At 72.2% G+C, this 23,782-nt stretch carries 27 protein-coding genes and 1 pseudogene; 10 read left to right on the top strand and 18 right to left on the bottom strand.

Annotated features, from left to right (window positions below; all coding sequences use genetic code 11):
• The first annotated feature begins 83 nt into the window (after nt 1-83).
• Genes AB0368_RS14930 through AB0368_RS14920 form a run of 3 tightly spaced genes read left to right on the top strand, consistent with a single transcriptional unit; the run spans nt 84 to nt 3,009 of the window.
• On the top strand, nt 84-674 hold the full coding sequence (locus AB0368_RS14930; protein WP_366154404.1) for a dihydrofolate reductase family protein: 591 nt from the start codon (nt 84-86) through the stop codon (nt 672-674).
• Nucleotides 675-698: 24 nt separating this feature from the next.
• Nucleotides 699-1,871, top strand: a complete 1,173-nt coding sequence (locus tag AB0368_RS14925; protein ID WP_366154403.1) for an aminoglycoside phosphotransferase family protein — start codon at nt 699-701, stop codon at nt 1,869-1,871.
• Nucleotides 1,872-1,899: 28 nt separating this feature from the next.
• Nucleotides 1,900-3,009: a methyltransferase domain-containing protein gene (locus AB0368_RS14920; protein ID WP_366154402.1), complete on the top strand. Its 1,110-nt coding sequence runs from the start codon at nt 1,900-1,902 to the stop codon at nt 3,007-3,009.
• On the opposite strand, the gene AB0368_RS14915 is transcribed toward AB0368_RS14920, so the two are convergent.
• Together AB0368_RS14915 and AB0368_RS14910 are read right to left on the bottom strand one after the other, a co-directional pair.
• Nucleotides 2,997-3,650 (bottom strand): sensor domain-containing protein, encoded by a 654-nt coding sequence (locus tag AB0368_RS14915; RefSeq protein ID WP_366154401.1) that lies wholly within the window; start codon nt 3,648-3,650, stop codon nt 2,997-2,999. The two genes, AB0368_RS14920 and AB0368_RS14915, sit on opposite strands and share 13 nt — an antisense overlap.
• A gap of 70 nt (nt 3,651-3,720) precedes the next feature.
• Complete coding sequence (locus AB0368_RS14910; protein ID WP_366154586.1) at nt 3,721-5,298, bottom strand: phospholipase D-like domain-containing protein; 1,578 nt, start codon at nt 5,296-5,298, stop codon at nt 3,721-3,723.
• Nucleotides 5,299-5,394: 96 nt separating this feature from the next.
• On the opposite strand from AB0368_RS14910, the gene AB0368_RS14905 reads away from it, so the two are divergent.
• Nucleotides 5,395-5,523 carry a hypothetical protein gene (locus tag AB0368_RS14905; protein WP_366154400.1) on the top strand — a complete coding sequence of 43 codons (129 nt, stop codon included), beginning with the start codon at nt 5,395-5,397 and terminating at the stop codon, nt 5,521-5,523.
• 543 nt (nt 5,524-6,066) lie between these two features.
• Nucleotides 6,067-7,284, top strand: coding sequence for a hypothetical protein (locus AB0368_RS14900; protein WP_366154399.1), 1,218 nt, complete (start codon nt 6,067-6,069; stop codon nt 7,282-7,284).
• Nucleotides 7,285-7,475: 191 nt separating this feature from the next.
• On the opposite strand, the gene AB0368_RS14895 is transcribed toward AB0368_RS14900, so the two are convergent.
• The 10 genes from AB0368_RS14895 to AB0368_RS14850 all read right to left on the bottom strand — a co-directional run bounded on the left by AB0368_RS14895 (nt 7,476) and on the right by AB0368_RS14850 (nt 14,297).
• Nucleotides 7,476-8,264: a DUF4241 domain-containing protein gene (locus tag AB0368_RS14895; RefSeq protein WP_366154398.1), complete on the bottom strand. Its 789-nt coding sequence runs from the start codon at nt 8,262-8,264 to the stop codon at nt 7,476-7,478.
• Nucleotides 8,265-8,321: 57 nt separating this feature from the next.
• The gene (locus AB0368_RS14890; RefSeq protein ID WP_366154397.1) at nt 8,322-9,293 is read right to left on the bottom strand and encodes a pirin family protein; all 972 of its coding nucleotides are present in this window, start codon (nt 9,291-9,293) and stop codon (nt 8,322-8,324) included.
• Nucleotides 9,294-9,303: 10 nt separating this feature from the next.
• Entirely contained in the window at nt 9,304-9,762 is a 459-nt protein-coding gene (locus AB0368_RS14885) for a MarR family transcriptional regulator (protein WP_366154396.1), read from the bottom strand.
• Between the two features lie 63 nt (nt 9,763-9,825).
• Nucleotides 9,826-10,443: an HAD-IA family hydrolase gene (locus AB0368_RS14880; protein ID WP_366154395.1), complete on the bottom strand. Its 618-nt coding sequence runs from the start codon at nt 10,441-10,443 to the stop codon at nt 9,826-9,828.
• A complete protein-coding gene (locus AB0368_RS14875; protein ID WP_366154394.1) occupies nt 10,424-10,846 on the bottom strand; it encodes a hypothetical protein in 423 nt (140 codons plus the stop codon). The genes AB0368_RS14880 and AB0368_RS14875 overlap by 20 nt, the downstream gene beginning before the upstream one ends.
• 30 nt (nt 10,847-10,876) lie before the next feature.
• On the bottom strand, nt 10,877-11,494 hold the full coding sequence (locus AB0368_RS14870; protein ID WP_366154393.1) for a Clp protease N-terminal domain-containing protein: 618 nt from the start codon (nt 11,492-11,494) through the stop codon (nt 10,877-10,879).
• Nucleotide 11,495: 1 nt separating this feature from the next.
• Complete coding sequence (locus tag AB0368_RS14865) at nt 11,496-11,732, bottom strand: helix-turn-helix domain-containing protein (protein ID WP_366154392.1); 237 nt, start codon at nt 11,730-11,732, stop codon at nt 11,496-11,498.
• Nucleotides 11,733-11,838: 106 nt separating this feature from the next.
• Complete coding sequence (locus tag AB0368_RS14860) at nt 11,839-12,048, bottom strand: DUF3072 domain-containing protein (protein ID WP_366154391.1); 210 nt, start codon at nt 12,046-12,048, stop codon at nt 11,839-11,841.
• Between the two features lie 43 nt (nt 12,049-12,091).
• Nucleotides 12,092-12,874: a VOC family protein gene (locus AB0368_RS14855; protein WP_366154390.1), complete on the bottom strand. Its 783-nt coding sequence runs from the start codon at nt 12,872-12,874 to the stop codon at nt 12,092-12,094.
• A 154-nt stretch (nt 12,875-13,028) separates the two neighbouring features.
• Entirely contained in the window at nt 13,029-14,297 is a 1,269-nt protein-coding gene (locus tag AB0368_RS14850; protein WP_366154389.1) for a cation:proton antiporter, read from the bottom strand.
• An 80-nt stretch (nt 14,298-14,377) separates the two neighbouring features.
• Between AB0368_RS14850 and AB0368_RS14845 the strand changes: the two genes are divergently transcribed.
• Nucleotides 14,378-15,175, top strand: coding sequence for an SDR family oxidoreductase (locus tag AB0368_RS14845; RefSeq protein ID WP_366154388.1), 798 nt, complete (start codon nt 14,378-14,380; stop codon nt 15,173-15,175).
• Nucleotides 15,176-15,178: 3 nt separating this feature from the next.
• On the opposite strand, the gene AB0368_RS14840 is transcribed toward AB0368_RS14845, so the two are convergent.
• Both AB0368_RS14840 and AB0368_RS14835 read right to left on the bottom strand, forming a co-directional pair.
• Complete coding sequence (locus tag AB0368_RS14840; RefSeq protein WP_366154387.1) at nt 15,179-15,853, bottom strand: HAD family hydrolase; 675 nt, start codon at nt 15,851-15,853, stop codon at nt 15,179-15,181.
• A 9-nt stretch (nt 15,854-15,862) separates the two neighbouring features.
• Nucleotides 15,863-17,995 (bottom strand): SpoIIE family protein phosphatase, encoded by a 2,133-nt coding sequence (locus AB0368_RS14835; RefSeq protein ID WP_366154386.1) that lies wholly within the window; start codon nt 17,993-17,995, stop codon nt 15,863-15,865.
• Between the two features lie 180 nt (nt 17,996-18,175).
• Here AB0368_RS14835 and AB0368_RS14830 point away from each other — a divergent pair, with 180 nt between their 5' ends.
• Both AB0368_RS14830 and AB0368_RS14825 read left to right on the top strand, forming a co-directional pair.
• Nucleotides 18,176-19,132: a cellulose binding domain-containing protein gene (locus AB0368_RS14830; RefSeq protein WP_366154385.1), complete on the top strand. Its 957-nt coding sequence runs from the start codon at nt 18,176-18,178 to the stop codon at nt 19,130-19,132.
• Between the two features lie 116 nt (nt 19,133-19,248).
• Nucleotides 19,249-19,890 (top strand): annotated as a pseudogene (locus tag AB0368_RS14825) (hypothetical protein); the annotation flags it as partial.
• 900 nt (nt 19,891-20,790) lie between these two features.
• On the opposite strand, the gene AB0368_RS14820 reads toward AB0368_RS14825, so the two are convergent.
• On the bottom strand, nt 20,791-21,147 hold the full coding sequence (locus AB0368_RS14820; protein WP_366154384.1) for a DUF6401 family natural product biosynthesis protein: 357 nt from the start codon (nt 21,145-21,147) through the stop codon (nt 20,791-20,793).
• Between the two features lie 93 nt (nt 21,148-21,240).
• Between AB0368_RS14820 and AB0368_RS14815 the strand changes: the two genes are divergently transcribed.
• Nucleotides 21,241-21,669 (top strand): hypothetical protein, encoded by a 429-nt coding sequence (locus tag AB0368_RS14815; RefSeq protein ID WP_366154383.1) that lies wholly within the window; start codon nt 21,241-21,243, stop codon nt 21,667-21,669.
• A gap of 16 nt (nt 21,670-21,685) precedes the next feature.
• On the opposite strand, the gene AB0368_RS14810 is transcribed toward AB0368_RS14815, so the two are convergent.
• The gene (locus AB0368_RS14810; RefSeq protein WP_366154382.1) at nt 21,686-21,889 is read right to left on the bottom strand and encodes a hypothetical protein; all 204 of its coding nucleotides are present in this window, start codon (nt 21,887-21,889) and stop codon (nt 21,686-21,688) included.
• 331 nt (nt 21,890-22,220) lie between these two features.
• On the opposite strand from AB0368_RS14810, the gene AB0368_RS14805 reads away from it, so the two are divergent.
• On the top strand, nt 22,221-22,913 hold the full coding sequence (locus tag AB0368_RS14805) for a hypothetical protein (protein ID WP_366154381.1): 693 nt from the start codon (nt 22,221-22,223) through the stop codon (nt 22,911-22,913).
• Nucleotides 22,914-22,923: 10 nt separating this feature from the next.
• Here AB0368_RS14805 and AB0368_RS14800 read toward each other — a convergent pair whose 3' ends face one another.
• A complete protein-coding gene (locus AB0368_RS14800; protein WP_366154380.1) occupies nt 22,924-23,157 on the bottom strand; it encodes a hypothetical protein in 234 nt (77 codons plus the stop codon).
• 62 nt (nt 23,158-23,219) lie between these two features.
• The gene (locus AB0368_RS14795; RefSeq protein ID WP_366154379.1) at nt 23,220-23,684 is read right to left on the bottom strand and encodes an SRPBCC family protein; all 465 of its coding nucleotides are present in this window, start codon (nt 23,682-23,684) and stop codon (nt 23,220-23,222) included.
• Nucleotides 23,685-23,782: the final 98 nt, after the last annotated feature.

Below are 23,782 nucleotides of genomic sequence, written 5' to 3'. Positions count from 1 at the left end.
GAAAAACCGTCCCGGCGATGTCGAGAACCGGGCGGTGGCTCCGTCTCCGGGGAAACAACCACCCGAGTCAAGGAGTGAGAACCATGGCCAAGGTCGTCGCGGAGATGTCGATGTCGCTGGACGGGTTCATCGCGGACCCCCAGGACCGCACCGACGAGCTGTTCGGCTGGTACGGCAACGGTGACGTCGAGGTGCCGACCGCCGATCCGCACATGACGTTCAAGGTCTCCGAGGCGAGCGCCGAACATCTGCGTCCCGCGCTGACCGGCGGGGTCGGGGCGCTGCTCGCCGGGCGGCGGATCTTCGATCAGACCGGCGGGTGGGGCGGGCGGCACCCGCTCGGGGTCCCGGTCTTCGTGGTGAGCCACTCGGTGCCCGACGGCTGGCCGCGGCCGGACTCCGACACCACCTTCCACACCGACGCGATCGCCGCGCTGGAGGCCGCGAAGAAGGTGGCCGGCGACCGGATCGTCGCGGTGTCCACACCGACGCTGACCCGGCAGTACCTCGACGCCGGCGTTCTGGACGAGATCGTGGTATCGCTGGTGCCGGTGCTGCTCGGAAGTGGCATACCGTTCTTCGCGGACCTGGCGAAGACGCCGGTGCGCCTCGGCGACCCGGCGGTGGTGGCGGGGCGGGGTGTCACCCACCTGACCTATCCGGTGAAGCGCTAGCCGGGCGGCGCTACGGTTCCTCGCGTGGGCCGGACTGTGACTCTCGTACTCGTCGATGCCGATGGTGAGGTGCTCGGCGCGCTGCCGCCGTTCGACCTCGAGCTGCCGTGGTGGCAGGAGTCGGCGGATGTCGTGGAGGCGGCACGGGCTCGTCACGGCGTACAGGTGACTGTTCTTCGGCTGCTGTCGGCGGCGAACGCGGCGCCGCCCGGTGGAGCGGTCACCTACCTGGCGCAGGTCTTCGAGCCGGTGGCCGCCGCACTGAAGCCGTGGGAGGTCGACGGGGATCCCGTGCCGCGGCGCGCTCCCTGGGCGGTGCCCGGCGGACCGGCCGCCTCATTGCGCTGGGCCGCCGAGGCGCTGGGACGCAACGATGTGGTGGCCGTGCAGCATCGCACGTGGAACCTGTCGGCGATCTGGCGCCTGGACGCCGGTGGGGTGCCGGTGGCCTGGCTCAAGCAGGTGCCGGCCTTCTTCGCTCACGAGGCGGCGGTGCTGCGCCTGGTCGGGGCGGTCGTGCCGGGCCTGGTCCCGGCGGTGCTGGGGGCCGGCGACGCGGGCCGTACGCTGCTCGCCCACGTGCCGGGCGAGGACCGGTACGAGGCCGGCGCGTCGTTCTGTGCCGAGGTCGCGCGCGCCTTCCACCCCGTACAGGCGCATTTCGCGACGCGGGTCGCCGACCTGCTCGCGGCCGGGGTGCCGGACCGGCGGCTGAGCTTCGAGCCGTTCGCCCGGGTGGCGGCGCCGTGGCTGGACAGTGTGGACGGTCTCGAGGATCTGCTGGGCGAACTGCCGGCCCGGCTCGCCGCCGTCGACGCGTGCGGGCTGCCCGACACGCTCGTGCACGGCGACCTGCATCCCGGGAACGTCCGGGCGACACGGACGCGCAGGGTGATCGTCGACTGGGGCGACGCGACCGTGGCGCATCCGGCGTTCGACATCCTGCGGCTGACCGGCGGCCTGCCGGAGCCGGACGCCGCCGCGCTCGTCGCCGAGTGGGCGGCCCGGTGGCGCGAGACCGCGCCGGACAGCGACCCGGAGACCGCGGTCGCGCTGATCCGTCCGGTGGCGGCGCTCCGCGCGGCCGTCGCCTACCAGGACTTCCTCGACCACATCGAGGATTCGGAGCGGCCGTACCACGAGGCCGACGTCCCGGACCGACTGGCGGCGGCCGTCGCGGCGGCGGGCCTCCCCTGAAACGCCCACCACGACCTACGGTGGAGCGGTGACTGACCTGCGTCGCCGTTTCGTCGAGCAGATCCGGCGCCACGGTGCGCCGTTGACGCCGGAGCTCGCCGCGGCCTTCGGGGCCGTGCCGCGGGAGGTCTTCGTGGCCGAGGGCTTCCAGCGGCGCGACGGCACCTGGGCGGAGCCGGGCGCCGCCGGGTTCCTCGAGACGGTCTACCAGGACGACGTGCTCGTCACCAAGGTCCATGACGGGATGCCGGTCAGCTCCTCCAGCCAGCCGTCACTGATGGCCGTCATGCTGACCGCGCTGGAGGTGCGCGCCGGCCACCGGGTCCTCGAGATCGGCGCCGGCACCGGCTACAACGCCGCCCTGCTCACCGCGCTCGGCGCCGAGGTGACGAGCGTCGACGTGCAGGCCGACGTCGCAGACCGGGCGCGGGCGGCGCTGGCCCGGGCGAGGATCGAAGGGGTACGGGTCCTCGCGGGCGACGGCTACGCGGGCGCGCCGGGGGAGCGGTTCGACCGGGCGATCGTGACCGTCGGCGTCGCGGGCGTGTCCCCGCACTGGCTGCGGCAGGCCGGCCCGGGCCCGATCGTGGCGCCGGTCGAGCACGCCGGCACCCATCCCGTCCTCGCCGTCCGGGGCGCCGCGGACGGTCCGGTCACCGCCACGGTCATCTGCCCCTCCGGCTTCATGACCGCGGCCGGCCCGCTGACCGCACGGCACGCCCGCGCCCACCCGCACCCCGTACCGTCCGACGCCCTCACCGCCTTCGCGGAGGCGGCCCCGGCCCGCTGGGCCGAACCGCTCGACGCCTACGGGTACCGGGATCTCTGGTACGCCGCCGGCGTGTGGAACACCCGCGCCACCCACGCCGCGATCCCGGGACGCGACGGCAGCACCCTCGTCCTGCTCGACGAGACGGGTACGGGCGGAGCGGCGATCCTGTCCGACGGCTCGGTCATGGCCGGCGGTGGTCAGGCTTCGCGCTACGCCGCCGCGGCCGTTGAGGTGCTCGACCGCTGGGACGCGGCCCGCCACCCGCCGATGCAGGCCTGGCGGATCACCCTGAGTCGCACCGGCGACCCGCAGGCCCCGATCTGGTGCCCCGCCACCTGGGAGCTCGACCATCCTCAGGCGCGGTAGCTCAGCAGCGCCCGCGCTGTGGCAGCCTGCCCGGCCGCGATCAGACCGAGCAGATAGACGAGTACGGGTGCCAGCACCGCACCCAGGATCGCGAGCGGCACGCCTTCGGCGAAGGAGTGGACCGTGAACGCCCCGAAGGTCCAGGCGGCGGTGCCGGTGCTCGCCAGGACCGGGCTCAGCAGTAACGCGATGTCGAGGAGCACGAGCAGGCCGTATCCGAAGTAGACGGCGGGCACGACCAGGCCGAGGAACGCCCCGTAGAGCAGTTCGCGCCAGGTGGCGGTCTCGGCGTACCGGACTCGCACCCAGGAGGAAGGGTCGGCGGTGGCGGGCGGGTGCGGCGAGGGCACCGGGCGCTCGGATATCAACCCGAGGCGGGCGCGTTCGACCGCCCCGACCGGGATGGCGGCCAGCGGCCCGAAGCCGGCGAACAGCACCAGCGACACGAACATGAAGAAGAGCGCGTCGCCGGTGGGCGCGGCGTGCTCGGTCAGCCGCGACAGCGCGGCGATCCAGGGCAGGACCAGCACCACCATCGCCGCGCCGACCGGCGCCGCGATCGGCAGGGTGGTAAGGACGTAGACCAAGGCCCGCCAGGGTCCGGCCGAGAGCAGGTACCGGCGGTTCAGAAGAATGGACACACCGTCACGCTAGGTGCGCGGGCCGGGCCGTCCCAGCCGTCCAGGAATAGTTCCGGGGGTATACCCACCACTACCACGTGCCCGAGCGGCGGGCGCGCCACGGACGGCCGTCCGGGTCGTAGATCAGCCGATACGCCGGTACGGCCCAGAGCCGCTGATGCCACGGGAGCGGCTCGGTCTCGTGCGGCACCAGGCGGCCCGGCGGACGGGGGCCCTGCTCGCCGTCCCGGTGCCAGTCACGCAGGGTGTCGGCCGCCTCGCGCACCGCCCGTACCGTGTCATCGGGGTCGAGCAGGCCCTCGTCGCGTTCCCGGTCCAGGTGCTCCCGCAACAGCGAGAGCCGCAGGCCCCGCGCGTAGGCGCGGGCGCCGTCACCCAGCCCGGCCGGATCGGCGGGCGCCCGGTCGTCCCGGGTCCGGTCCAGCACCGCGCAGGACAGCTCGCTGTCGTGCGTCCACGACCGGCGGTTGAAGTTGTCGCTGCCCGTGCTGGCCCACACGTCGTCCACCACGCAGACCTTCGCGTGCACGTAGACCGGCGTCCCCTCATGGTTCTCGACGTCGAACACGTGCACCCGGTCCGGCGCGGCCTTACGGCACAACGAGATCGCCTCCGCCCGCCCGACCTGGTTCGGTGGCAGTGCGAACCGGCCGTCGACATCCGGGAAGCGGGGCACGACCGCGATCAGGTGCAGCTGCGAGTTGTCGTTGAGCGCGTCCGCGAAGAGCTGCGCGACCTCCGTGGACCACAGGTACTGGTCCTCGAGGTAGATCAGCCGGCGGGCTCGCTTGATCGCCTTCGTGTACCCGCGCGCGATGCTCTGCTCGCCCATCTTCGCGAACCCGTACCGCGGCCGCATCGCCGGATAGGTCCGCAGCACCTGGATGTCGTGCGGCCCGCACTCGGGCGGATCGGGCGGCTGCGGCGGGAGCCGGTCGGCGCGCAGGTCGGAGTGGCGGAGCTTGTCGGTGAGCGTACTGATCGGGCCGTGCTGATCCAGCGGAGCCGGATCGTTCCACCGCTCCCGGAACGACAGATCCAGTGCGCCGACCACCGGCCCCCGCATGGCCACCTGCACGTCGTGCCAGGGCGGATTCTTCCCGTACGCCTCGGCCATGGCCACCGCCTGCGGATCGCCGAGATGCCCGGCGTCGTCGCGGCGGCTGTGGCACAGATCGATCCCGCCGGCGAACGCGATGTCCTTCTCGGGCGCGTGGGGATGCCGCAGGATCACGACCTTCTGGTGGTGCGAGCCGCCGCGGCGGACCCGCTGGTCCAGCAGCACCTCGCCGCCGGCGGCCTCGACGTCCTCGCCGAGGTCCCGGTTCTCCTCCTCGCTGTACGCCAGCTTGTCGAGGTGCGAGCGCCAGAGCAGGCCCTTGACCACGACGCCCCGCTTGGCGGCCGCGGCGAACAGCTCGGCGATGGTGGGGCCGTGCTCGCGCAGCCGCTCGTCGGGATCGCCCCGCCAGTCGGTGAAGAACAGGTGGTCACCGTCACCGAGCGTCTCCACCTCGGTCACCAACCGGTCGAAATAGGTTCCACCGTGAAAGAGCGGCTCGGCGGTGTTTCCCGGCGACCAGGTGGGTATCTCTGAGTCCGGGTTGCCACGCTCGTCCGCGGTCAGGAACCAGTCCTCCAGTGACACGGGCAGCCCTTCCGAGGTCGACGACGCCCTCACGGTAGGCCCCTTGACGTCTGCCCGCACCCTGAGCCCGTAGCCATCCCTCGCGAAGGACTCCTCATGAGCAGCCAGCCTCTGACCACGACCGCCGTACCGACCGACGCCGCCGCTTCGTCCGAGCGCGGGCTGCTGATCGCCATGCTGATCATGGTCCTCATGGGCGTCGGCGCGATGCTTCTGATGTCCTGACCGGCTTCCTGCTCGGACATGCCTGACATGGTCGGTTTCGTGTCGATGATCTTAGGGTGAGCCGCCTCACTGGGGGCCGTTTCGTGACGGAAAGCGGGCAGCGCGGATCCGCCCCGCTCATTCATACTCGTCGGCATGACGGGGGAGCCGGCTTTCAGCAGCGCAACGATCGAAGTCCCGCCGGGTGAAGCGGCCGCGGGTGCCACCAAGGTCGTGTGGACACCGGCCCACGGCCCGCTGACCGTGACCGTGCCTCCGGGCACCGTGGACGGGGCCGTCGTGTGGGTGGAGACGCCGGCCGGCATCGTTTCGGTGACGATCCGGGTGGCTACGCCGTTCCTGCCGCCGCCTCCCTTTCCCGGCGCTTCCGCCCCTCCCGCGTCCGGCCCTCCGGCCTCGGGTCCTCCCGCTTCCGCTCCGCCGGCTTCCGGCGGCCCGGCTCCCGGCTTTCCCGCGCCTGGCTTTCCCGCGCCTGGCTTCCCGGCTCCTGGCTTTCCCACGCCTGGCTTCCAGGCGCCCGGTTCTGCCGCGTCGGGCTTTCCGGTGCCGGGTTCTGCCGCGCCGGGCTTTCCGGCTCCCGGTGGTTTCCCGCCGCCCGCCGCGGGCTATCCACCGCCCGGCGCCCACCCGTCCGGGGGATTCCCGCCCGGCACCAACCCGCCCGGGGGATTCCCGCCCGGCACCAACCCGCCGCCCGGCGGCTACCAGCCCGGCTACCAGCCCGGCTACCAGCCCGGCTACCAGCCCGGCGGCTACCAGCCCGGCCCGGCTTTCGCCGGTCTCCCCACGGCGGCGCCCCGCACCGGCCGCCGCAATGTGATCATCGGTTCCGTTCTCGCAGCCGCCCTGGTGCTCGGCTGCTGCGGCGTGATCCGCGTCTTCTCCAGCGGCGGCGGCGACGGGACCCCGCAGGCCGGCAAGCGCAACGGCCTCGCCGCGACGACCGCGCCGACCGCCGCCGGCCCGGTCACCCCGGAGCAGTATGCGCAGCTCCTGGCCGCGTCCGACAGCGCGATCAAGGCGCCCTTCGCCAAGCTGAACACGGGCGACAGCGCCGCGTTCGCGAAGGCGGCCCCGGCGGCGGCGACCACGATCCGTGCCGAGGCCGGCAAGCTGCGCTCGACCGAGCCGCCCGCGGGCGCCGAGGCCGTCCACGTGCAGCTCGCCCTCGAGCTGGAGAACCTCGGCGACATGGTCGAGCAGACGGGCGGCGCCAAGCAGGAGTGCCCGGCCGCCTCCCCGTACGCCACGATCCTGCAGTCCGGCTGGGCCGACGGCCTCCGCGAGGACGCCAAGAAGCTCGCGGCGGCGGACGCCGACTACAAGTTCGGCACGTTCCTCCCGGGCGCCCCGAAGGAACAGAACCGGCGTCTCGGCACCGGCACGTACGTCAAGCGCACCGGCTCGGGCGGCCTGGGCCACCTGAAGATCAAGAACGGCGCCTCGGACACGACGGTGTCGCTGGTCCCCAGCAAGGGCAAGAAGCCCAAGCCGGTCTTCACGGTCTACGTCCGCAGCGGCGGCACGTACACCGCCAAGGGCATCCGCGACGGTACGTACCGGATCTACACGGCTTCGGGCAAGGACTGGAACGCCGGCGGGAAGGGTTTCACCCGGGACTGCTCGTTCACCAAGTTCGACGACACGTTCAAGTTCACGACCACGTCGTACTCGTCGTCGATCTGGACGATCACCCTCACCCCGATGGTCGGCGGCAACGCGTCCACCAGCGACGTCGACCCGAACTCCTTCCCCAACTGACCGGCGTCGCCGGGAGGACACCGACCGCTGCCGGCCCTTGCCCGGGTCCGGCAGCGGCCGTCACCGTCCGGACACCGCACCCGGCAGCGGCCCACGCCACGGGCGGCGGGGTCGCGTCGTCACGCCGGACCGGGACCGGCCGTGGCTGAGGACGACGGGGGCAGAGCCGCGATTGCGCGTCCTGACCGGAGTCAGAGCACGCGGAAGTCCGTGACGAACGCGGCGACCTCCCCGCCGGCCGTCCGCCCGACGAAGGTCGCATAACCCCCGTCGTCCCACCCCGTGCCCACGGCCACGACGTTGGCGCCGGTGGCGGGGTCGGTGACCGCGCCGAGGGCGGCCGGCGCGGGCGGGCCCGGGTCGGGCAGGTAGGTCTCCTCGACCCGCTCGTAGGGCCATGCCCGCAGGGCCGTCACCGCCCGCTGGTCGGCCAGCGTCGCGGCGCCGCAGTCCGCCGGATAGGCGAAGAAGCCGTCTTCGTCGCAAAAGGACGGACCCGCCTGCGCGGGTACGGCCGGCTCCCAGGAGGCCACCGGCTCGTCGCGAACCACCAGCTCCAGGGCTGCCGTCCGCCGGTCCGCCTCGAGGCCGTGCCGGACGGGCCGATCGTCGGCGCCCGGGTGTCGCGTCCCTGCGCCATGACCCGGTGACCGCATGGAGCCGGCGCGCTGCCCGCCGCGGGCCGGGACGGGCGTCGCGGGCTCGATGCCGGGACCGGGCGGTGGCCGGCCGGGGGAACGCCGGGCGGGCTGAGCCACCGCCACCCAGGCCCGCAGTCCGTAGCGGCCGGGCGGCACGGTCACGGTGAAGGGTGGCATCTCATCCGGCCCGCTCAGCGGGTCACAGGCGACGACGTGCCCCGTCGGCAGGGTCACCGCGCCGATCGGGATCATGGTGAGGCGGTAGTCGTGGGTGTCGTCGAAGTGGTGTGCGCCCTCGGTCAGCAGCCGATCCAGCATCTCGCCGATGTCCACAGCCATGCCCGGAGGATATCGGCGACCACCGACAAAACCACTGCATGCGCGGGAGGGATCCGCTCAGTCCAGGTGCGGAAGGCGCTCCGCCGGAATGACGCCCAGCCGCCCCTTCTGGAAGTCCTCGAACGCCTGCATCAGCTCCTCGCGCGTGTTCATGACGAAGGGCCCGTAGTGGGCCACCGGCTCGCGGATCGGCTGGCCGCCCATGATGAACAACTCCATCGCCGGGATGTTCGAGTCCTGCTCCGGTGCCGCGTCCACCCGGATGGCGTCGCCCGCCGCGTGGGTGGCGAGTTGGCCGATCCGGATCGGGCGCCGGTCCGTGCCGACCGTGCCTTGACCCGCGAGGACGTACACCAGCGCGTTGTACTCCGGCTGCCAGGGGAGTTCCAGCCGGGCGCCCGGCTGCAGGGTCACGTGCGCGAGGTTGATCGGCGTGTGGGTCGAGCCCGGACCGGCGTGGCCCGCGATCGTCCCGGCGATGACCCGGATGAGCCCGCCGCCGTCCGGCGTCGTCAGCAGGGCGGACTCCCGCCCGCGGATATCCTGGTACTTGGGCGCGATCATCTTGGCGGCCCGCGGCAGGTTGACCCACAGCTGGAGGCCGTGGAAGAGCCCGCCGCTCATGACCAGCTTCTCCGGGGGCGCCTCGATGTGCAGGATGCCGCCGCCCGCCGTCATCCACTGGGTGTCGCCGTTGGTGATCGTGCCGCCGCCGCCCAGGGAGTCCTGGTGGTCCATGGTGCCGTCGATCATGTACGTCACGGTCTCGAAGCCACGGTGCGGGTGCCACGGCGTCCCCTTCGGCTCACCCGGCGCGTAGTCCACCTCACCCATCTGGTCCAGGTGGATGAACGGGTCGAGTTCCTGCAGGGGCACGCCCGCGAAGGCACGCCGCACGGGGAAGCCCTCACCTTCGTAGCCGGTGGGCGCGGTGGTCAGCCGGCGGACCGGCCGGTAGCTGGTGGTGGCCGGGTCGAGCCGCGGCAGGCGCGGCAGCACCAGGACGTCGTCGACGGTGATCGCGGGCATGGAGTCCCCCTCAGATGGTGACCGGGCGCAGGCGCGCGCCGAGCCGGGTGAAGACGCGGGCGAGGACGGCGATCTCGGCGTCGTCGAGGTCGTCGATGAAGCTGTCACGCACGGTGGCCAGGTGCAGCGGGGCGGCGGCGACCAGCGCCGCCATGCCCTCGTCGGTGAGCACCGCCTCCTGGCCGCGGCCGTCGTCGGGGCAGCTCTGCTTGCGGACGAGGCCCCGTTTGACCATGGAGGTGATCTGGTACGTGATCCGGCTGGGCGAGAAGACCATGAAGCCGGCCAGCTCACGCATGCGAAGCCGGTGCCCCGGTGCCTCGGAGAGCACCACGAGCACGTGGTAGTCGGCCATGGTCAGCCCGGTCTGCGCCCGCAACTCGTCCTCGAGACGGGTCTGCAGCGCCCAGCTGCTCTCGATGTACGCACGCCAGCACGTCTGCTGCCCGGCGTCGAGTGGTTCGGCCATGACAGAAACGCTAACTCTTTCAAATCTGAAATACCAGAGGTACGGGCATGACGCGCCTCACCGTCAGCGGCGGGGGAGCAGCGGCGTCAGCTCGGCCAGGTCTCCGATCATGATGTCGGCGGCGATGCCCTTCAGGGCGGCGACGATCGCCCCGGCGGCACGGCCGGCGGCGACGCCCACCTCGGCGTCCTCCACCACGAGACAGCGGCCGGGCGGTACGCCCAGCAGCGCCGCGCCCCACAGATACCCCTCGGGGTCCGGCTTTCCGACGCGGATGTCCTCGACCGTGACGAGCACCGCGACGTCGATGCCCGCGGCGCCGAGCCGGGCCCTGGCCAGCCGCACGTCGGCGCTGGTGACGACCGCCCACGGCAACCGCAGGCCGGCCAGCAGTTCGAGGCTGCCGGGGGTGGCCACCACGTCGCCGAGGTCGTCGTACTGGAGCTCGAGCTGGCGGGCCGCCGCGACCGCCACCGCCGCGTCGTCGAGGTCGGGGCGGGTCAGCCGGACCGTACGCTCGGCCGGAGCCCCGTGCGCGACCGCCAGTACGGCGTCCGGGTCGGCGTCGTACTCAGCGGCCCAGGTGAGCCAGGCGCGTTCGACGGCAGCGTCGGAGTCGACCAGGGTGCCGTCCATGTCGAACAGCACGGCCTCGATCAGTTCAAGCGCGGTAGTAGACACGTGCCTCATACCCGGTGCGGGTGAGGTGCCAGCCGAGGTCGTCGACGTCGAGGATCTGGGGCCGGCCGGCGAGCCAGGCCGCCGCCATGTCCAGCGTCTCCGCGGGGGTCGCGCCGGTGAAAGTCATGCAGCGGGCGGCGGTGTCCCCGGCGGCGGGTGCGTGCCGGGGGAGGGCCTCGGCGGTCATGGTCGGCTCGGGGCCGGTCACCACGGCGGTCGCACCCACCGCCTCGCCGTCCCGTACGCCCTGGACGAACCAGTCGTTGATCGTCTCGTCGTGCTCGACGGCCCAGCCGCTGATCGGGCCGACGTCGGCGGCGATCGCGTGCTTGGCGTTGTCGAGGGCGGCGTCCAGCGTGGCGAGCTCGAGGTCCTCGCCGTTGTACTCGACCCGGTACGTCATGGCGCCCTGGTTACCCAGCCCGCCCTGGTCCTACGCCGCAGCGGACTTGAGCGACCGCGTCACGTCCGCGCGTAACTTGTCGAGGTCGACCCCGCGCTCGGTCAGGATCTGGACGCCGAGCCCGCGGCCCTCGCGCAGCAGGCCCAGCATCATGTGCTCGGGGGCGATGAAGTTGTGCTTGAGCCGGATCGCCTCTCGCAGGGACAGCTCCAGGATCTTCTTGTTGCGGTCGGAGAACGGGCTGTGCCCGCTGCCGTAGAAGCGCCGCATCAGCCCCTTGCGCTTCGACGAGGCGGGCCGGGGCAGGTTGAGGGCGCCGGGCCCGAAGTTCTCCTCGATCGCCCGGCGCACGGCGTCGAGGTCGATGCCGATGGCCTTGAGCGCCTCCCGGTCGGCGTCGTCGGGATCTGCGGCGGCGGCCGCTCCGGTGGCGCCGCTGCCGGCCCGGCGGATGATCTCGGACCGCACGAAGCCGGCGTCGACGCCCTTGCCGCGCAGTGCCGGGGCGGAGGCGATCGGCCCGTCCGGGTCGGCGAGCAGGGCCAGCAGGACGTGTTCGGTGTCGACCGGCGCCTGCCCGAGGTCGCGGGCCTCGATCTTGGCGCGGACGACGACCTCGCGGGCCGCGTGGGTGAATCGCTCGAACATCTCAGTCCTCCCGGGGATCCTGCATCGGCATGCGGTTCGCGTGCTTCTTGTGTACGCCCTGGCGGGTCACCTCGAGGGCGTCCGCGATTTCCTGCCAGGACCAGCCCTTCCGGCGGGCGTTGGCCACCTGGAGATGTTCGAGACCCTCCAGGAGGCGGCGCAGCGCCACGACCGCGCGCAGGCCGACCCGGGGATCGGTGCTGCCCGCCGCGGCGGCCAGATCGGTTGCTTCGGTCATGGCTGTCAACCTATGTTGACAGGAGCTTCATGTCAACCCGGGTTGACAGCCATTCCACGAAGAAGGGGCCAGCCGGACGGCTGGCCCCTTCTTCGTGGAATGGTCTTTACCGGCCGCGGCCGGTCTTCTCCTGCAGGTCGTCGATCCGCTCGGACGCCTCCGCCTTGGTCAGATCCTCGGGCACCTCTTCGTGGGCCTCGGAAGCCAGCGTGTGCAGATACGACTGCTGCGCTCCCGTGGCCGGCTCGTCCCCGGTGGTCCAGTCGGCCGGGTCCTTGATCGTGTTCGATGCCGGATCCTGCTGCCTCGCCGCCATGGCGCCGCCTCCTCGAATGACGTTTATTCGAACAGGCGTACCACTACCCGCCGAACGTCAGCTCCATGCCTGAGTTCGGGGTGAACGACATGGTGAGCTCGATCGGGATCGCCGCCGGGGCCGCGATCGAGAACGGCACACCCCAGGGATCCAACAGCTCCGCGTACGTGCCGAAGCCCATGGGCCGGGCGCCGGAGACGACGGTGGCGCCGTACGCACGGGCGTCCTCGAGCGTCTCGACGCAGTCGGCCACCTGGAACGCGGCGCGCCACCAGCTCCCGCCGCGGCTGGGGGCGAGGCCCGCCATCGCGTCGTGCGCGGTGGTGATCCACTCGCCGCGGGTCCCGTCGCTGCCGTACTCGTCGCGCAGCAGCCAGCCGAACGCCTGGCCGTAGAAGTTGGCGGCGGCGACCGCGTCGTCGGTGAGCAGCTCGGGAAAGGTCATCGTGCCCGGCTCGCCGCCGACCTGCGCTCCCGTGAAGCCGGCCGGCTCCCAGATGCCCAGGACCGCGCCGGCGGGGTCGGCGATGACGGCGGAGCGGCCGCCGTGCCCCTCGGCGGGCTCGCTGACCAGGCGTCCGCCGGCCTCGCGCACCCGCATGACGGAGGCCTCGAGGTTGTGCTCGGTCAGGTAGGTCAGCCAGCCCGCGGGGCGGTCGTCGCGGACGCGGGTCAGGCCGGCGACGGCGCGCCCGTCGAGCTTGAACCGGTCGCCCGCCGGTTCCCAGCCCAGCAGCCGGGCGTAGAAGTCCGCAGCCCGGGCGGGATCCGCGCTCGCCAGCTCCACCCAGCAGGGTGTCCCCGGCGCAAAGCCCCGTATACGCATCGGCCGCACCTTTCGTCGCTCCATCGTGGATTACCGGCCTGGGGAAGGTGCCGCTCACTTTACAGCCATGAATACGCTCTGCCACCAGGCCCGGGTTCAATGTCCTCAATAAACCACGATTTCGCGGAGGCGCGATTACGGAGCGTGGCGGCAATTACTGAGCGTGTTTCTCTTCCGGGGTACGGGTCCGCTCGTTGTATCGGTCCAGAAGCCGCATCACGGGCGTCACCGCAACGCCGTGCAACACCACGCTCACCAGAACGACGAACGACGCTGTCGCCCATACGACATCCACGTTCGGGAACGTCGCGTGGCTCATCGCGTACGCGAGGTAATAGAACGTCCCGATCCCCCGGATGCCGAAGGCCGCGATGACCCAGTGCTCCGCCGTGTGGCCCGGTGCGCCGCGCAGCGACAGGAATCCTGACACGGGACGGACCAGGAAGACCAGGACCAATCCCACCAGCGCCGCCCTCACCGTCAGCGGCCCGAGCACCCCGCCCACCACCGCCCCACCGAGCAGCAGGAGCAGCAGCACCGTGAGCAGCCGCTCGATCTGCTCGGCGAACTCGTGCAGCACCTGGTGGTACTCGTGCGACCGCTGCGCGGACCGGATCCCGCGCGCGGCGATGAACACCGCGAGGAAGCCGTAGCCGCCGGCGATCTCCACCAGCCCGTACGCCAGGAACGTCGCCGCCAGGGCAAGGAACCCCTCCGAATGGTGGGCGAGGCGCAGCTTCTTGTTCCGCGCGCGGAAGAACAGCCGGCCGAGGAACTTGCCGACCAGCAGGCCGCCCACCGCGCCGATGGTGACCTTGTAGAGCACGTCCACCAGCAGCCACTCGCCGATCCAGCTCTCGTGCGTGACGGCGGCCGTGGCCATCGCGATCGCCGCGTACACGAAAGGGAAGGAGAGACCGTCGTTGAGACCGGCCTCCGACGTCAGCGAGAAGCGGACCTCGTCCTCGGAGTCCTCCTCGTCGGTCGGCTCGCCGACCTGGACGTCGGAGGCCAGCACCGGATCGGTCGGGGCGAGGGCGGCACCCAGCAGAAGCGCGGTGGCCGGCACCAGCCCCGCCCACCACCAGCCGAGCAGGGCGACGGCCGCGATGGTGGCCGGCATGGCGACCGCCAGCAACCGCCACGTGGTGGCCCAGCGCCGCCGGCCGAGCGGGCGGTCGATCTTCAGGCCCGCACCCATCAGGGCGACGATCACACAGACCTCGGTCAGGTGCTGCGTCAGCTGCGGGTGGGCGAGGGGATCGGCCTCCGGAAGGCCCAACGGTACGGCGAAGAGCACCATCCCCAGCGCCAGGAACACGATCGGCATGGACAGCGGACGGCGCTCGAGGAGCCGGGGGAGGATGCCGGCGAGCAGAGCGCCGACGCCGAAGATGGCGAAGAGCAGGTCGGGCAGTTGCACCCGCCTTCACTGCCCGGCGCCGGGGCAAAACATGCCGGACAGCAGCGGTTGTCTGCCGCACAGCCGGGTAACCGCCCGGCATGATTGAGTACCCTCGCGTCGCCGTCGTCACCGGATCGGAGTCGGGCATCGGACGGGCGATCGCGGTCGCCCTCGCCGAGGACGGGTACGACATAGGCATCACCCGGCATCGCGACACCGAGCACGCCCAGCGCACCGCGGACGAGGTCCGCAAGGCGGGCCGGCGTGCCGAGATCCGGTCCCTGGACCTGACCCGCCTGCCGGCCGCGGCCGCCGTCGTGGACGATCTCACCGACGCGCTGGGCGGCATCGGCGTGCTGGTCAACTGCGCCGGTACGGGCATCTCGACGCCGGTGCTGGACACCGGCTGGGAGCAGTGGCGCAAGGTGCTCGCCGTCGACTTGGACGGGCCGTTCCTCTGCGCCCAGCGCGCCGCCCGCCGCATGGTCGAGGCGCGCCGCGGCGGCCGGATCATCAACATCACCAGCGTGCACGAGACGGCCCCGCGGGTCGGGGCGGGCGCGTACTGCGCGGCCAAGGGCGGCCTCGGACTGCTCACCAAGGTCATGGCGCAGGAACTGGCCGAGCACCGCATCACCGTCAACGCGGTGGCGCCCGGCGAGATCGCCACCGCGATGACCGGGCAGGAGGACCAGGACCCGCACGCCGAGCGGCGTCCCGGTATTCCGCTGGGGCGGCCCGGCGACGCCCGCGAGGTGGCCGCCGTGGTGGCGTTCCTCGCGAGCCCGCAGGCGTCCTATGTGACCGGTGCCTCCTGGCCCGTCGACGGCGGCATGCTGACCATGGGACCGCAGGCCGGTTCCCACATCACCGGCGACGACTGGCGCCGTCCCTGACCGTCAGCCGGTCAGCTTCTTGATCGCCGAGCGGTCCAGGGCGGCGAGCAGGGCGGCGGGATTCTCGTACGTCTCGACGGCACCCGCCGCCATCAGCTCGTCCGCACTCGTGCCGCCGCAGGTCAAGCCGATGCACGGGATGCCGAGCTTCCCGGCCGCCTTGACGTCCCACACCGCGTCGCCGACGAAGACACAGTGCTTCGCATCCACGTCGGACTGATCGAGGGCGGCCTCCAGGATGTCGGGCGCCGGCTTGCTCTCCTCGGCGTCCGCCGACGAGGTCGCCGCGGTGATCACGTCGTCGGCGCCGATGACCCGCCGCAGCTTCCCCAGCTCGGTGCCCTTCGCCGAGGATGCGAGCACCACGGCGAGGCCGCGCTCCGCGCACGCCCGCAGCAGGTCCGCGGCCCCGGGCAGCGGGCGCAGCCGCTCCCACCATGCCCCGTAGAGCACGTCATGGGCGGCGGCCATCTGTTCGTCGTCGCTCTTGTCGCGATCGGCGCCGAGCAGGTGGTCGAGGATCTTGTCGGAGCCCATGCCGATCGCCCGGTGGATCTCGGCCATCGGTACGTCCTCGTCATGCTGCCGCAGGGCCTCCCACCAGGCGACCGCGTGCAGATAGGTGGTGTCGACCAGCGTGCCGTCGACGTCGAAGAGCACTCCTCGCTTGGCTGTCATGTGCGGCGATTACCCCTTTTCGGCGGGGGGTATCAACATCTCGAACCAAACCGTGGAGCCGCGCACAGTGGGGTCGGTGCCCCACGTGTCGCTCAGTTCCTCGATCAGCCCGAGGCCGCGGCCCCGGCTGCTCATGGCGTCCGTGCGGGCGCGGGTGACGCTGCCGCGCGTACCGGTGTCGGCCACCGAGACCAGCAGGCGCTCCGCGCTGAGGTCGATGCGGACCTGGGCCGGGGTGCCCGCGTGGAGCAGGGCGTTCGTGGTGAGCTCGCTGGTGCACAGGATCGCCGCGCCGATCACCGGCTCGGGGACCGACCACTCGCGCAGCCGGGTCGTCATCCACTGCCGTACGCGGCTCGGCCCGGTCGGCTCCGCCGGCACCCGCATCGTCGCGGACCGGCTCTGCGCCACGGCCCGCTCGACGGCCAGGACGGCCACGTCGTCGTCCGTGCTCCCGGCGACCGCAGCCGTAGCCAGGGCGCAGAGGTTGCGGGGGTCGCCGCTGGTCGCGCTCGCGGTGGCCCGGACCAGGTCCTGCAGGCCGGCGCTGAGCGTCCGGCCCCGGCGCTCCACCACGCCGTCGCTGAACATCAGGATCGTGTCGCCGGGCTCCAGGCGCACCGTGCTGGTCCGCCAGGAACCGCCCAGGCCCAGCGGCGCACCCGGCGGCAGGGTGACCAGCTCGGCCGACGCCCCGCCCCGGCCGGCCCGGCGCAGCACGGGCGGGGGGTGGCCGGCGCTGCCCAGGGTGATCGTCCCGTCGCTCTGGTCCAGCACGCCGTAGACGACCGTCACGAAGATCTCCTCGTTGCGCGACTCCGCCCCGAGCGAGCCGACGAGCCGGTCGAGGCCCGCCAGCACCGTCCCGGGCGCGGGGTCGGTCAACGCGAGGGCACGCAATGCCGCGCGAACCTGCCCCATCACCGCGGCCGCGCGCACGTCGTGTCCCGCGACGTCGCCGAGGACCATCGCCAGCCGGCCGTCGGCCAGCTCGAACGCGTCGTAGAAGTCGCCCCCGGCCGCGTTGCCGTCCACGCCGACGTCGTAGCGGGCGGCGATGCGGAACCTGTCCAGCTCCGGGAGGTGCTCCGGAAGCATGCTGCGCTGCAACAGCTGGGCGGTGCCGTGCTGGGCCTCGAACCGCCGGGCGCGCTCGGCCGCCTGCGCGACCAGCTCGGCCGCCGCGTACAGCAGGGCCCGCTCGGCCGGCAACCAGGTGTGCGCGGCGCGGTAGCCCATGGTCAGGGCGCCGCGCAGCGACGGGGTGCGCAACGGCATCGCGGCGAGCGCCCGGATCCGGCGCTCGTGCCGGTCGGTCGCGACGTTGGCCAGCGGGGAGCCGTCGGGCTGGAACGCGGGCCGTCCGCTCTGCGCCGCCATCACCAGCGGGAAGGCCGAATCGTTGCCGACCCGCTTCCACAACGGAGGCAGCCGCTCGTCGACCTCGTCGACCATCTCGCCCCGGATCCGCCGCACGTAGCGGAACTCCGCGCCGTCGTCGACCGCGAAGACGCAATGGTCGACGTCGAACGAGGCCATCGCGTACGACAGCACGACCCGCGCCACGTCGTCGATGGTCAGCGCCGACGCGAGCCGTGCGGTGAGCTCGCCGAGGCTCTGCAGCCGCCGGGTGACCTGGGTCGTCTCGGCCGCCACGGTCAGCACGCCGACGACGGAACCGTGCCGGTCGCGTACCACGGAATGCCCGCGGGTGAACGACGCCTGCTCGACCTGCCCGCCGCGCGGGACCGCCATCTGGGTCTCGGCCTCCAGATAGGACTGACCGCTGCGGTAGACGTCGTTGATGACCCCGCCGACGCCGGGCGTGTGCCAGAGATCGCCGAAGACGTCGGCCGCCGGGCGCCCGAGCGCGGCCGGATGCTTGACGCCGATGACCTCCGCGTAGGCGTCGTTGTAGATCAGCACGTGGTCGTCGCCGTAGGCCAGGGCCATCGGCACCGGCGACGACAGGACGACCTCCACGGTGGCCCGCACCACCGGATCCCAGGCCTCTATCGAGCCCAGCGAGGTGGTTTCCCAAGGGTGCGCGCCGACGAGCTCGGCGCAGTCCGGAGTGCGCTGCGCCGACCCGCCTTCCTGAGCGGGCAGCGTCGTCGCCGAAGGGCTCCCCATGCCGACCATGCGTTGAGCCTAGCCCGCCTCGGCCGTTCGGACGATGCCGCCACTGTACGGACGTCCGGTTCTGTCCGGTACGCGCGGGTGCCAGTTGTGAGGCGTCCCCGTGTGATGTGACGGTGGGTAGTTCGGCCGTACTGAAAACGGGTCTCGGTCTTGGATCTTGGCTCGCCTATAGTGCCGCGCGTGAGTGAAACGTGGCGGCCCCGGCCCAGCCGCGGCGTCATGGGGTACGTCGCTGAGCTGCAGCAATTCGACCCTGTCCCGCCGTCGGTCTACGAGCTGGACCCGCCCGCGGACACTCACGCTCCTTCTCCTGTCTCCCCGGACCTGGTCTACTCCGCTGCGACCGACACCTTCTTCTCGGCGCCCGAGGTCGAGCCGGCGCCGATCGCGTCGCACGTGCGGCCGGAGCCGGCGGGCCGACGGATGCGGGCCGTCGTGCTGTCCGCGGCGATCCTGGCGATCATCTCCGGGGTCGGCATGGGCTATGCGGCCTGGGACACCACGGGCGGGACACCGTCCGCACAGGCACCCGGCGGCGTGAGCTCGGCCGCGCCGGAGGACGGCCGACTCGAACTGGCACCCGCGCTGCCGGGCGTCGACCCCGTCACCGGCGCCGCCACGGATCCCGCCACCACGCCCCCGGCGGCGCCCACCACGGCGGCCCGGGTCGCGCCGCTGCCGGTGCACGTGCCGGAGGGGACGTCGGCTCCGGCCGTACCCGGATCCCCGGACCGGCCCGGAGCCACCGCCCAGCCCACCGAGCCGGAACCGGCCGAGACCAGCGACCCGCCGGAGGCGACCGATCCCGTCGCGCTGCCGCCGCGTCCCCTTCCGCCGACCGCGATTCTCACGTACGCCGCTGAGCAGGGCGAAGACGGCGTGACGGGTTACACCGCGACGGTACGGGTGACGAATCCGAGCGGCGTGCCGAACCGGGGCTGGACGGTGTCGCTGACCGTGCCGGGCGCGAACGCGGTGACCGCCTCGGGGGCGCGGGTGGCACAGGACGGGGAGTCGGTGACGTTCACCGGCGAGCCGATCGCCGCAGGCGAGACGCTGACGTTCACGTTCGCTGTCGACGGAACGCTCCCGGCGTTGCCGGGCGGCTGCCGGATCGACGGCCTCGCCTGCTCCTGAGACCTCCTGTCTCAGTCCGTCGCTCCCACGCCAGTGCGGACGGACGGCCGCCGATCTAACCTCGTCTCAGGTGGGCGCCCGCCGCCCACCTCCGGTCCGACCGGCGAGGAGGCCCGATGAACGGCTCCGACCTGAGCGGCGCCCTCAGCGACATGTGGCGATCGGTGCTGCTGTTCGTCCCGACGGCCCTGGCGTTCGTCGCGATCCTGATCATCGGCTACGTGCTGGCCCGGTTGGCCCGGACCGTGGTCGGCAAGACCCTGCACCGCGTCGGCTTCGACCGGGCCGTCGAACGAGGCGCGGTCGGGCGCGCCCTCGGCGGCCGGGTCGAACCCAGCGACCTGTGCGCCAAGATCGCGTTCTACGCCGTGCTGCTCTTCGCTCTTCAGCTGGCGTTCGGCATCTGGGGGCCCAACGCGGTCAGCGACCTGCTCACCGCGCTGGTCGCCTGGCTGCCGCGGGCATTCGTGGCCATCGTCATCATCGTGGTCGCGGCGGCGATCGGCGGCGCGGTGCGCGACCTGATCGGCAGCGCACTCGGCGGCTTGGCGTACGGGCGGATCTTGGCCCAGGCGGCGTACTGGCTGATCGTCGCCCTCGGCATCATCGCGGCCCTCGAACAGGTCCAGATCGCCACAGCGGTGACCCAGCCGTTGCTTATCGCGGTCCTCGCGACGGTGGCCGGGGTGGTGATCGTCGGGGTCGGCGGGGGCTTGATACGGCCGATGCAGCAGCGCTGGGAGGTCTGGCTCGAGCGCGCCGGCGCGGAGTCGGCGGTGATCCGGGCGCATGCTCGCAGTTATACGGAGGAGAAGGCTCGCCGCGCTGAGGAAGCCCGACTCGCGGAGGAGGAGGCTCGCCAGGCCGAGGAGGCTCGCCAGGCCGAGGAGGCTCGCCAGGCCGGGGAGGCACGGAAAGCCGAAGAGTCGCGGGTCGCCGAGGAGGCGCGGAAAGCCGAGGAGGCGCGGAAAGCTGAGGAGGATCGCCTGGCTGAGGATGCGCGCCGCGCGGAGGAGGAGGCGCGGGTCGCCGAAGAGGCGCGCCGTGCAGAGGAAGCGCCTTTGGCCGAGGCGGCACCTCGAGCCGAGACGGCGGCGTCATCCGAACCCCCATCACCGGCGGAGGCGCCACCGACCGACCGGACGCGCAGAGCCAGGCGGGCGCGTAGGACTGCCCAGGCGAGTAGGACCACGGACGCCGCGGGACCGGGTCCGGCGGCCGAAGCGAGCCCGGCCGCGGGCGCAGAAGCGGGTCCGGCTGCTGAGGCGGGGCCGGAGGGGCGCACCGAAGCTGCGCGGCGTGAGCAGGAAGAGCGTGCCCAAGCGGCGCGGCAGCGGCTCCTGGAAGCGGCGGCCGGTGAGCAGACCCAGGTGATTCCGGTGCAGCGGTCCCGGCGCAGTTCCAACCCGGTACCCGGCTTCGACGACGATGACGACGACCCGGAAACCACGGGGGACGGCGGGGCCCGGTCGGAGGCGGTCCGCGACGAAGGCGAACGGACCCAGGTGATCTCCCGCCTGCCCGATCCGGCCGACGGCGAGCAGACCCAGATCATCAAGCCGCCGGGTGGCGACCGGGGCGCGGGGTAGAGAAAGGGCCGGCACCTCGTAGAGGTGCCGGCCCAGAACGGTCGGTGGCCTGTCAGGTCGGATTTACCGTCAGCGGGACTGGGGCATGGTGTGCGCGAGCGAGCACACCGCCAGCAGGCGGTTGAGAACCCAGTCGTTCGCGCTCCAGTCGATCGGGCCGTCGGGCGCGCGCCAGCCGTGCTTGAACGCGGCGTCGCGGACGCCCTCGGCGTAGGCGGCCAGGATCACCGGGGTGAGCGGGCGCACCTCCGTCGAGAGGCTGTCCCGGATGGCCGCCACGTGCTGGTCGACGGCGGCGAGCAGGCCCGGCGTCCGGGCGGCGGCCTCGAGGCCGGTGACACCGACGGACGACGTCAGCTCGGCGAGGCAAGCGGTGGCGGAACGCAGGGCAGCGCGGGCGGCAGCGCCGCTGAACAGGCCATTCATGGGAAGAAACGTTAGGGTCGCCGAGGTAGCCAACGGTTCGCCTGATCGGTGCAGCTCGGTTGAACTGCGGGCCCGAGGGGAAATGGTCCCGGCATGAGCGATGGTCCCGACACCGAGCACCGGCGACCCGAAGGTCTCGACGACACCACGGTCGAGGCCCTCGGGAAGCTCAGCGAAGCCCTGGAAGTGATCGAACGCGTCCGCGGCCACCTGTACTCGATGCACCAATTGGTCGGCGAGGCCGACTTCAAGCTCGACGACGCGGTTGCCCTGCTGCGCAAGGCCGGTCACGAGCAGCTCGCCGAGCGGGTCCAGCAGGAGCTGATCGGCCGTAACGTCCTCGAGGGCCGGTGGACGTTCCAGGTCGTCGAGGAGTTCGACGACGGGTACTACGCCGAGTTCAAGGGCATCGAAAAGGACGCCAGGGACCAGCTCGCCCAGGGTAAGCGTCACCTCTACGAGGCGGAACTCAAGGAGCAGCGCCGTACCCGCGGACGCAAGGGTCACGAGGCACTGCCCTGACGGGTGGTGCTCGGTTCTACTCGAGCTCGGTGCGCGGGCGGCGACGCTGGGCGTCGTCGGCGATGATCACGGTAGCGACGAGGAGGGACACGACCACGGCGAAGAACCAGGAGGCGTCATCGATCAGCGACGCCGCCAACGGCGCCTGGAACGCGGCGAGAAGAAAGGCCACCCAGGCAACTCGGCGTTGACGTTCGGAGAGGAAACCGGCAGATCGCATCCGGCTAGTGTTGCCGGATTCGGGCGGTTCGCCGTCACCCTTTCGGCCGATCTCGGGTTGTCCGATAGTGCCCACTGCGCTCCGTCGTCGCCGGTCCACGAGCGGTACGCGACTGCCGTTTCGGCAGGTCATCGCGTTGCCGGCCGGAAAGGTCATCCGGCGGTTCCAGGATGCATCGCAGGTCAGAGACGCTCCCGGGGTTTGGCGGGCGTTTATACCTTTCGTGGAAGCTTGCGACGCTCGAACCGGAAGTCGGTTGTGGGCGCTTTGCGTACGGATCGTCCCGCCGCGGTCACGTTCGGAGAGCCGTCGGTTCGGCGGAGCAGCCGCGGTGGCGACGACTGCTCTGGCCCTGGCGGCCTGCTCGCCCGCCACCACGCTCGGCGCCCGCCAGGTGCCGCCCGACGACGGCCCGCAGCCTCACGTTCAGGCCGGCGCCTTGCACGGACGTACCGATGCCTTCTTGATCGTCCGTGATGCCGCCTCGCGCGTCGACGTGCGGATGGCGGACCTGCCCGGCTTGCTCTACCGGGTGAGCACTCCCGCCGATTCCGGGCTGTCCCCGCAGGTCACCGGCGTGCCGGGCCGCGTCCGGGTGGGGCTGATGCCGACCGGCGCCGACGGGCCCGACACCGTCGAGATCGAGCTGAACCGGCGGGTCCGCTGGGACATCCGGCTGCCGGCCGGCGCGGGGGAGCAGCATCTCGATCTTGCTGCCGGGCGGGTCCGGCGGCTGGCGCTCGGGTCCGGGGCCGGGCTGGTCAGCATGCGGCTTCCGGCGCCGGCCGGGTCCGTGCCGGTCGCCCTGTCCGGGTCCGTCGGCGAGCTGGCCGTCACCGTGCCCGCCGACACCGCCGTCAAGCTGCGGCTTCGTGGGGGTGCGGGGTTGGTCGCGGTGCCGTGGGCGGCCCGAGTGCGTGCCGCGCCGGGTGCCGTCGTCGCTCCGGAGTCCTGGGGTACGGCGAGAGACCGCTACCTGCTCGACGCCGGCGCCGAGGTGGGCACGGTGACGGTGCTGGGCTGACAAGGGCCGATCAGTGGGGGCCGCCGCGTCCCGTGGTGCTCGGCCGGTACTCCCGGTCCGGGTCGGTCTCGCCGGCCTCGGTCGTGACCTGAGCGCCGTGCCCGAAGGCCTGTTCCTCGCCCGCGTCGTTGCCGGTCGGGTCGCCCTGGCCGTCGGTGTCCCAGGTCGCCATGGCCTCGCTGAGGTCCTTCACCGAGAGCTTGTCCTCGTCGCGCCATACGCCGGCGTCTTCGCGATCAGTCATGCTCTTCGCGTACCCACGAAAAGGCCGCCGGAATCCCGGCGGCCTCGTCGATGGTGGGGTTCTTACGGCTGCGGGCGGTCCACCTCGCCGCGCCAGGCGCCGGTCTCGACGCCGCCGCGGTTCTCGATGAACTCCTTGAATCGCTTCATGTCGCCCTTGACCTGGCGGTCCAGGAAGCCGAGCTTGTCGCCGGCCTGCTCGAGCACGCCGTCGGGTTCGAAGTCCATCTGGCAGGTGACCCGGGTGTGGGTCTCGTCGAGCCGGTGGAAGGTGACGACGCCGGCCTGCTTGCTGCCCTCGGTCGTGGTCCAGGCCACGCGCTCGTCGGGGAGCTGCTCGGTGATCTTGGCGTCGAACTCGCGCTTCACGCCGTCGATGTTCGTCTTCCAGTGGGTGGTCGTCGCGTCGAGCTGGCGGATCTCCTCGACGCCGCCCATGAACCGGGGGAAGTCCTCGAACTGGGTCCACTGGTTGTACGCGGTGCGTACCGGCACGCTGACGTCAACGGACTCGGTGACTGTACTCACGGTGTTTCCCTCCTTGTGGGTTTCCCCGCCTTGCGGTGGTGCTTCTGGTCGTGCGGCCGCCGTGCCCTGGCCGCCTCCATGACAAGAAAGGTGCCCGG

The sequence above is a fragment of the Actinoplanes sp. NPDC051475 genome, assembly GCF_040689425.1.
Lineage (GTDB): Bacteria > Actinomycetota > Actinomycetes > Mycobacteriales > Micromonosporaceae > Actinoplanes.
This window is presented reverse-complemented; position numbering and strand designations above follow the sequence as displayed.

What these genes read in the sequence shown, in the direction of transcription:
- AB0368_RS14870 (WP_366154393.1), bottom strand. Translation starts at nt 11,494, where the DNA reads ATGTTCGAGCGATTCACCCACGCGGCCCGCGAGGTCGTCGTCCGCGCC.
- AB0368_RS14885 (WP_366154396.1), bottom strand. Translation starts at nt 9,762, where the DNA reads ATGGCCGAACCACTCGACGCCGGGCAGCAGACGTGCTGGCGTGCGTAC.
- AB0368_RS14845 (WP_366154388.1), top strand. Translation starts at nt 14,378, where the DNA reads ATGATTGAGTACCCTCGCGTCGCCGTCGTCACCGGATCGGAGTCGGGC.
- AB0368_RS14855 (WP_366154390.1), bottom strand. Translation starts at nt 12,874, where the DNA reads ATGCGTATACGGGGCTTTGCGCCGGGGACACCCTGCTGGGTGGAGCTG.
- AB0368_RS14835 (WP_366154386.1), bottom strand. Translation starts at nt 17,995, where the DNA reads ATGGTCGGCATGGGGAGCCCTTCGGCGACGACGCTGCCCGCTCAGGAA.
- AB0368_RS14905 (WP_366154400.1), top strand. Translation starts at nt 5,395, where the DNA reads ATGAGCAGCCAGCCTCTGACCACGACCGCCGTACCGACCGACGCCGCC.
- AB0368_RS14800 (WP_366154380.1), bottom strand. Translation starts at nt 23,157, where the DNA reads ATGACTGATCGCGAAGACGCCGGCGTATGGCGCGACGAGGACAAGCTC.
- AB0368_RS14865 (WP_366154392.1), bottom strand. Translation starts at nt 11,732, where the DNA reads ATGACCGAAGCAACCGATCTGGCCGCCGCGGCGGGCAGCACCGATCCC.
- AB0368_RS14840 (WP_366154387.1), bottom strand. Translation starts at nt 15,853, where the DNA reads ATGACAGCCAAGCGAGGAGTGCTCTTCGACGTCGACGGCACGCTGGTC.
- AB0368_RS14810 (WP_366154382.1), bottom strand. Translation starts at nt 21,889, where the DNA reads ATGCGATCTGCCGGTTTCCTCTCCGAACGTCAACGCCGAGTTGCCTGG.
- AB0368_RS14890 (WP_366154397.1), bottom strand. Translation starts at nt 9,293, where the DNA reads ATGCCCGCGATCACCGTCGACGACGTCCTGGTGCTGCCGCGCCTGCCG.
- AB0368_RS14930 (WP_366154404.1), top strand. Translation starts at nt 84, where the DNA reads ATGGCCAAGGTCGTCGCGGAGATGTCGATGTCGCTGGACGGGTTCATC.
- AB0368_RS14860 (WP_366154391.1), bottom strand. Translation starts at nt 12,048, where the DNA reads ATGGCGGCGAGGCAGCAGGATCCGGCATCGAACACGATCAAGGACCCG.
- AB0368_RS14895 (WP_366154398.1), bottom strand. Translation starts at nt 8,264, where the DNA reads ATGGCTGTGGACATCGGCGAGATGCTGGATCGGCTGCTGACCGAGGGC.
- AB0368_RS14815 (WP_366154383.1), top strand. Translation starts at nt 21,241, where the DNA reads ATGAGCGATGGTCCCGACACCGAGCACCGGCGACCCGAAGGTCTCGAC.
- AB0368_RS14875 (WP_366154394.1), bottom strand. Translation starts at nt 10,846, where the DNA reads ATGACGTACCGGGTCGAGTACAACGGCGAGGACCTCGAGCTCGCCACG.
- AB0368_RS14820 (WP_366154384.1), bottom strand. Translation starts at nt 21,147, where the DNA reads ATGAATGGCCTGTTCAGCGGCGCTGCCGCCCGCGCTGCCCTGCGTTCC.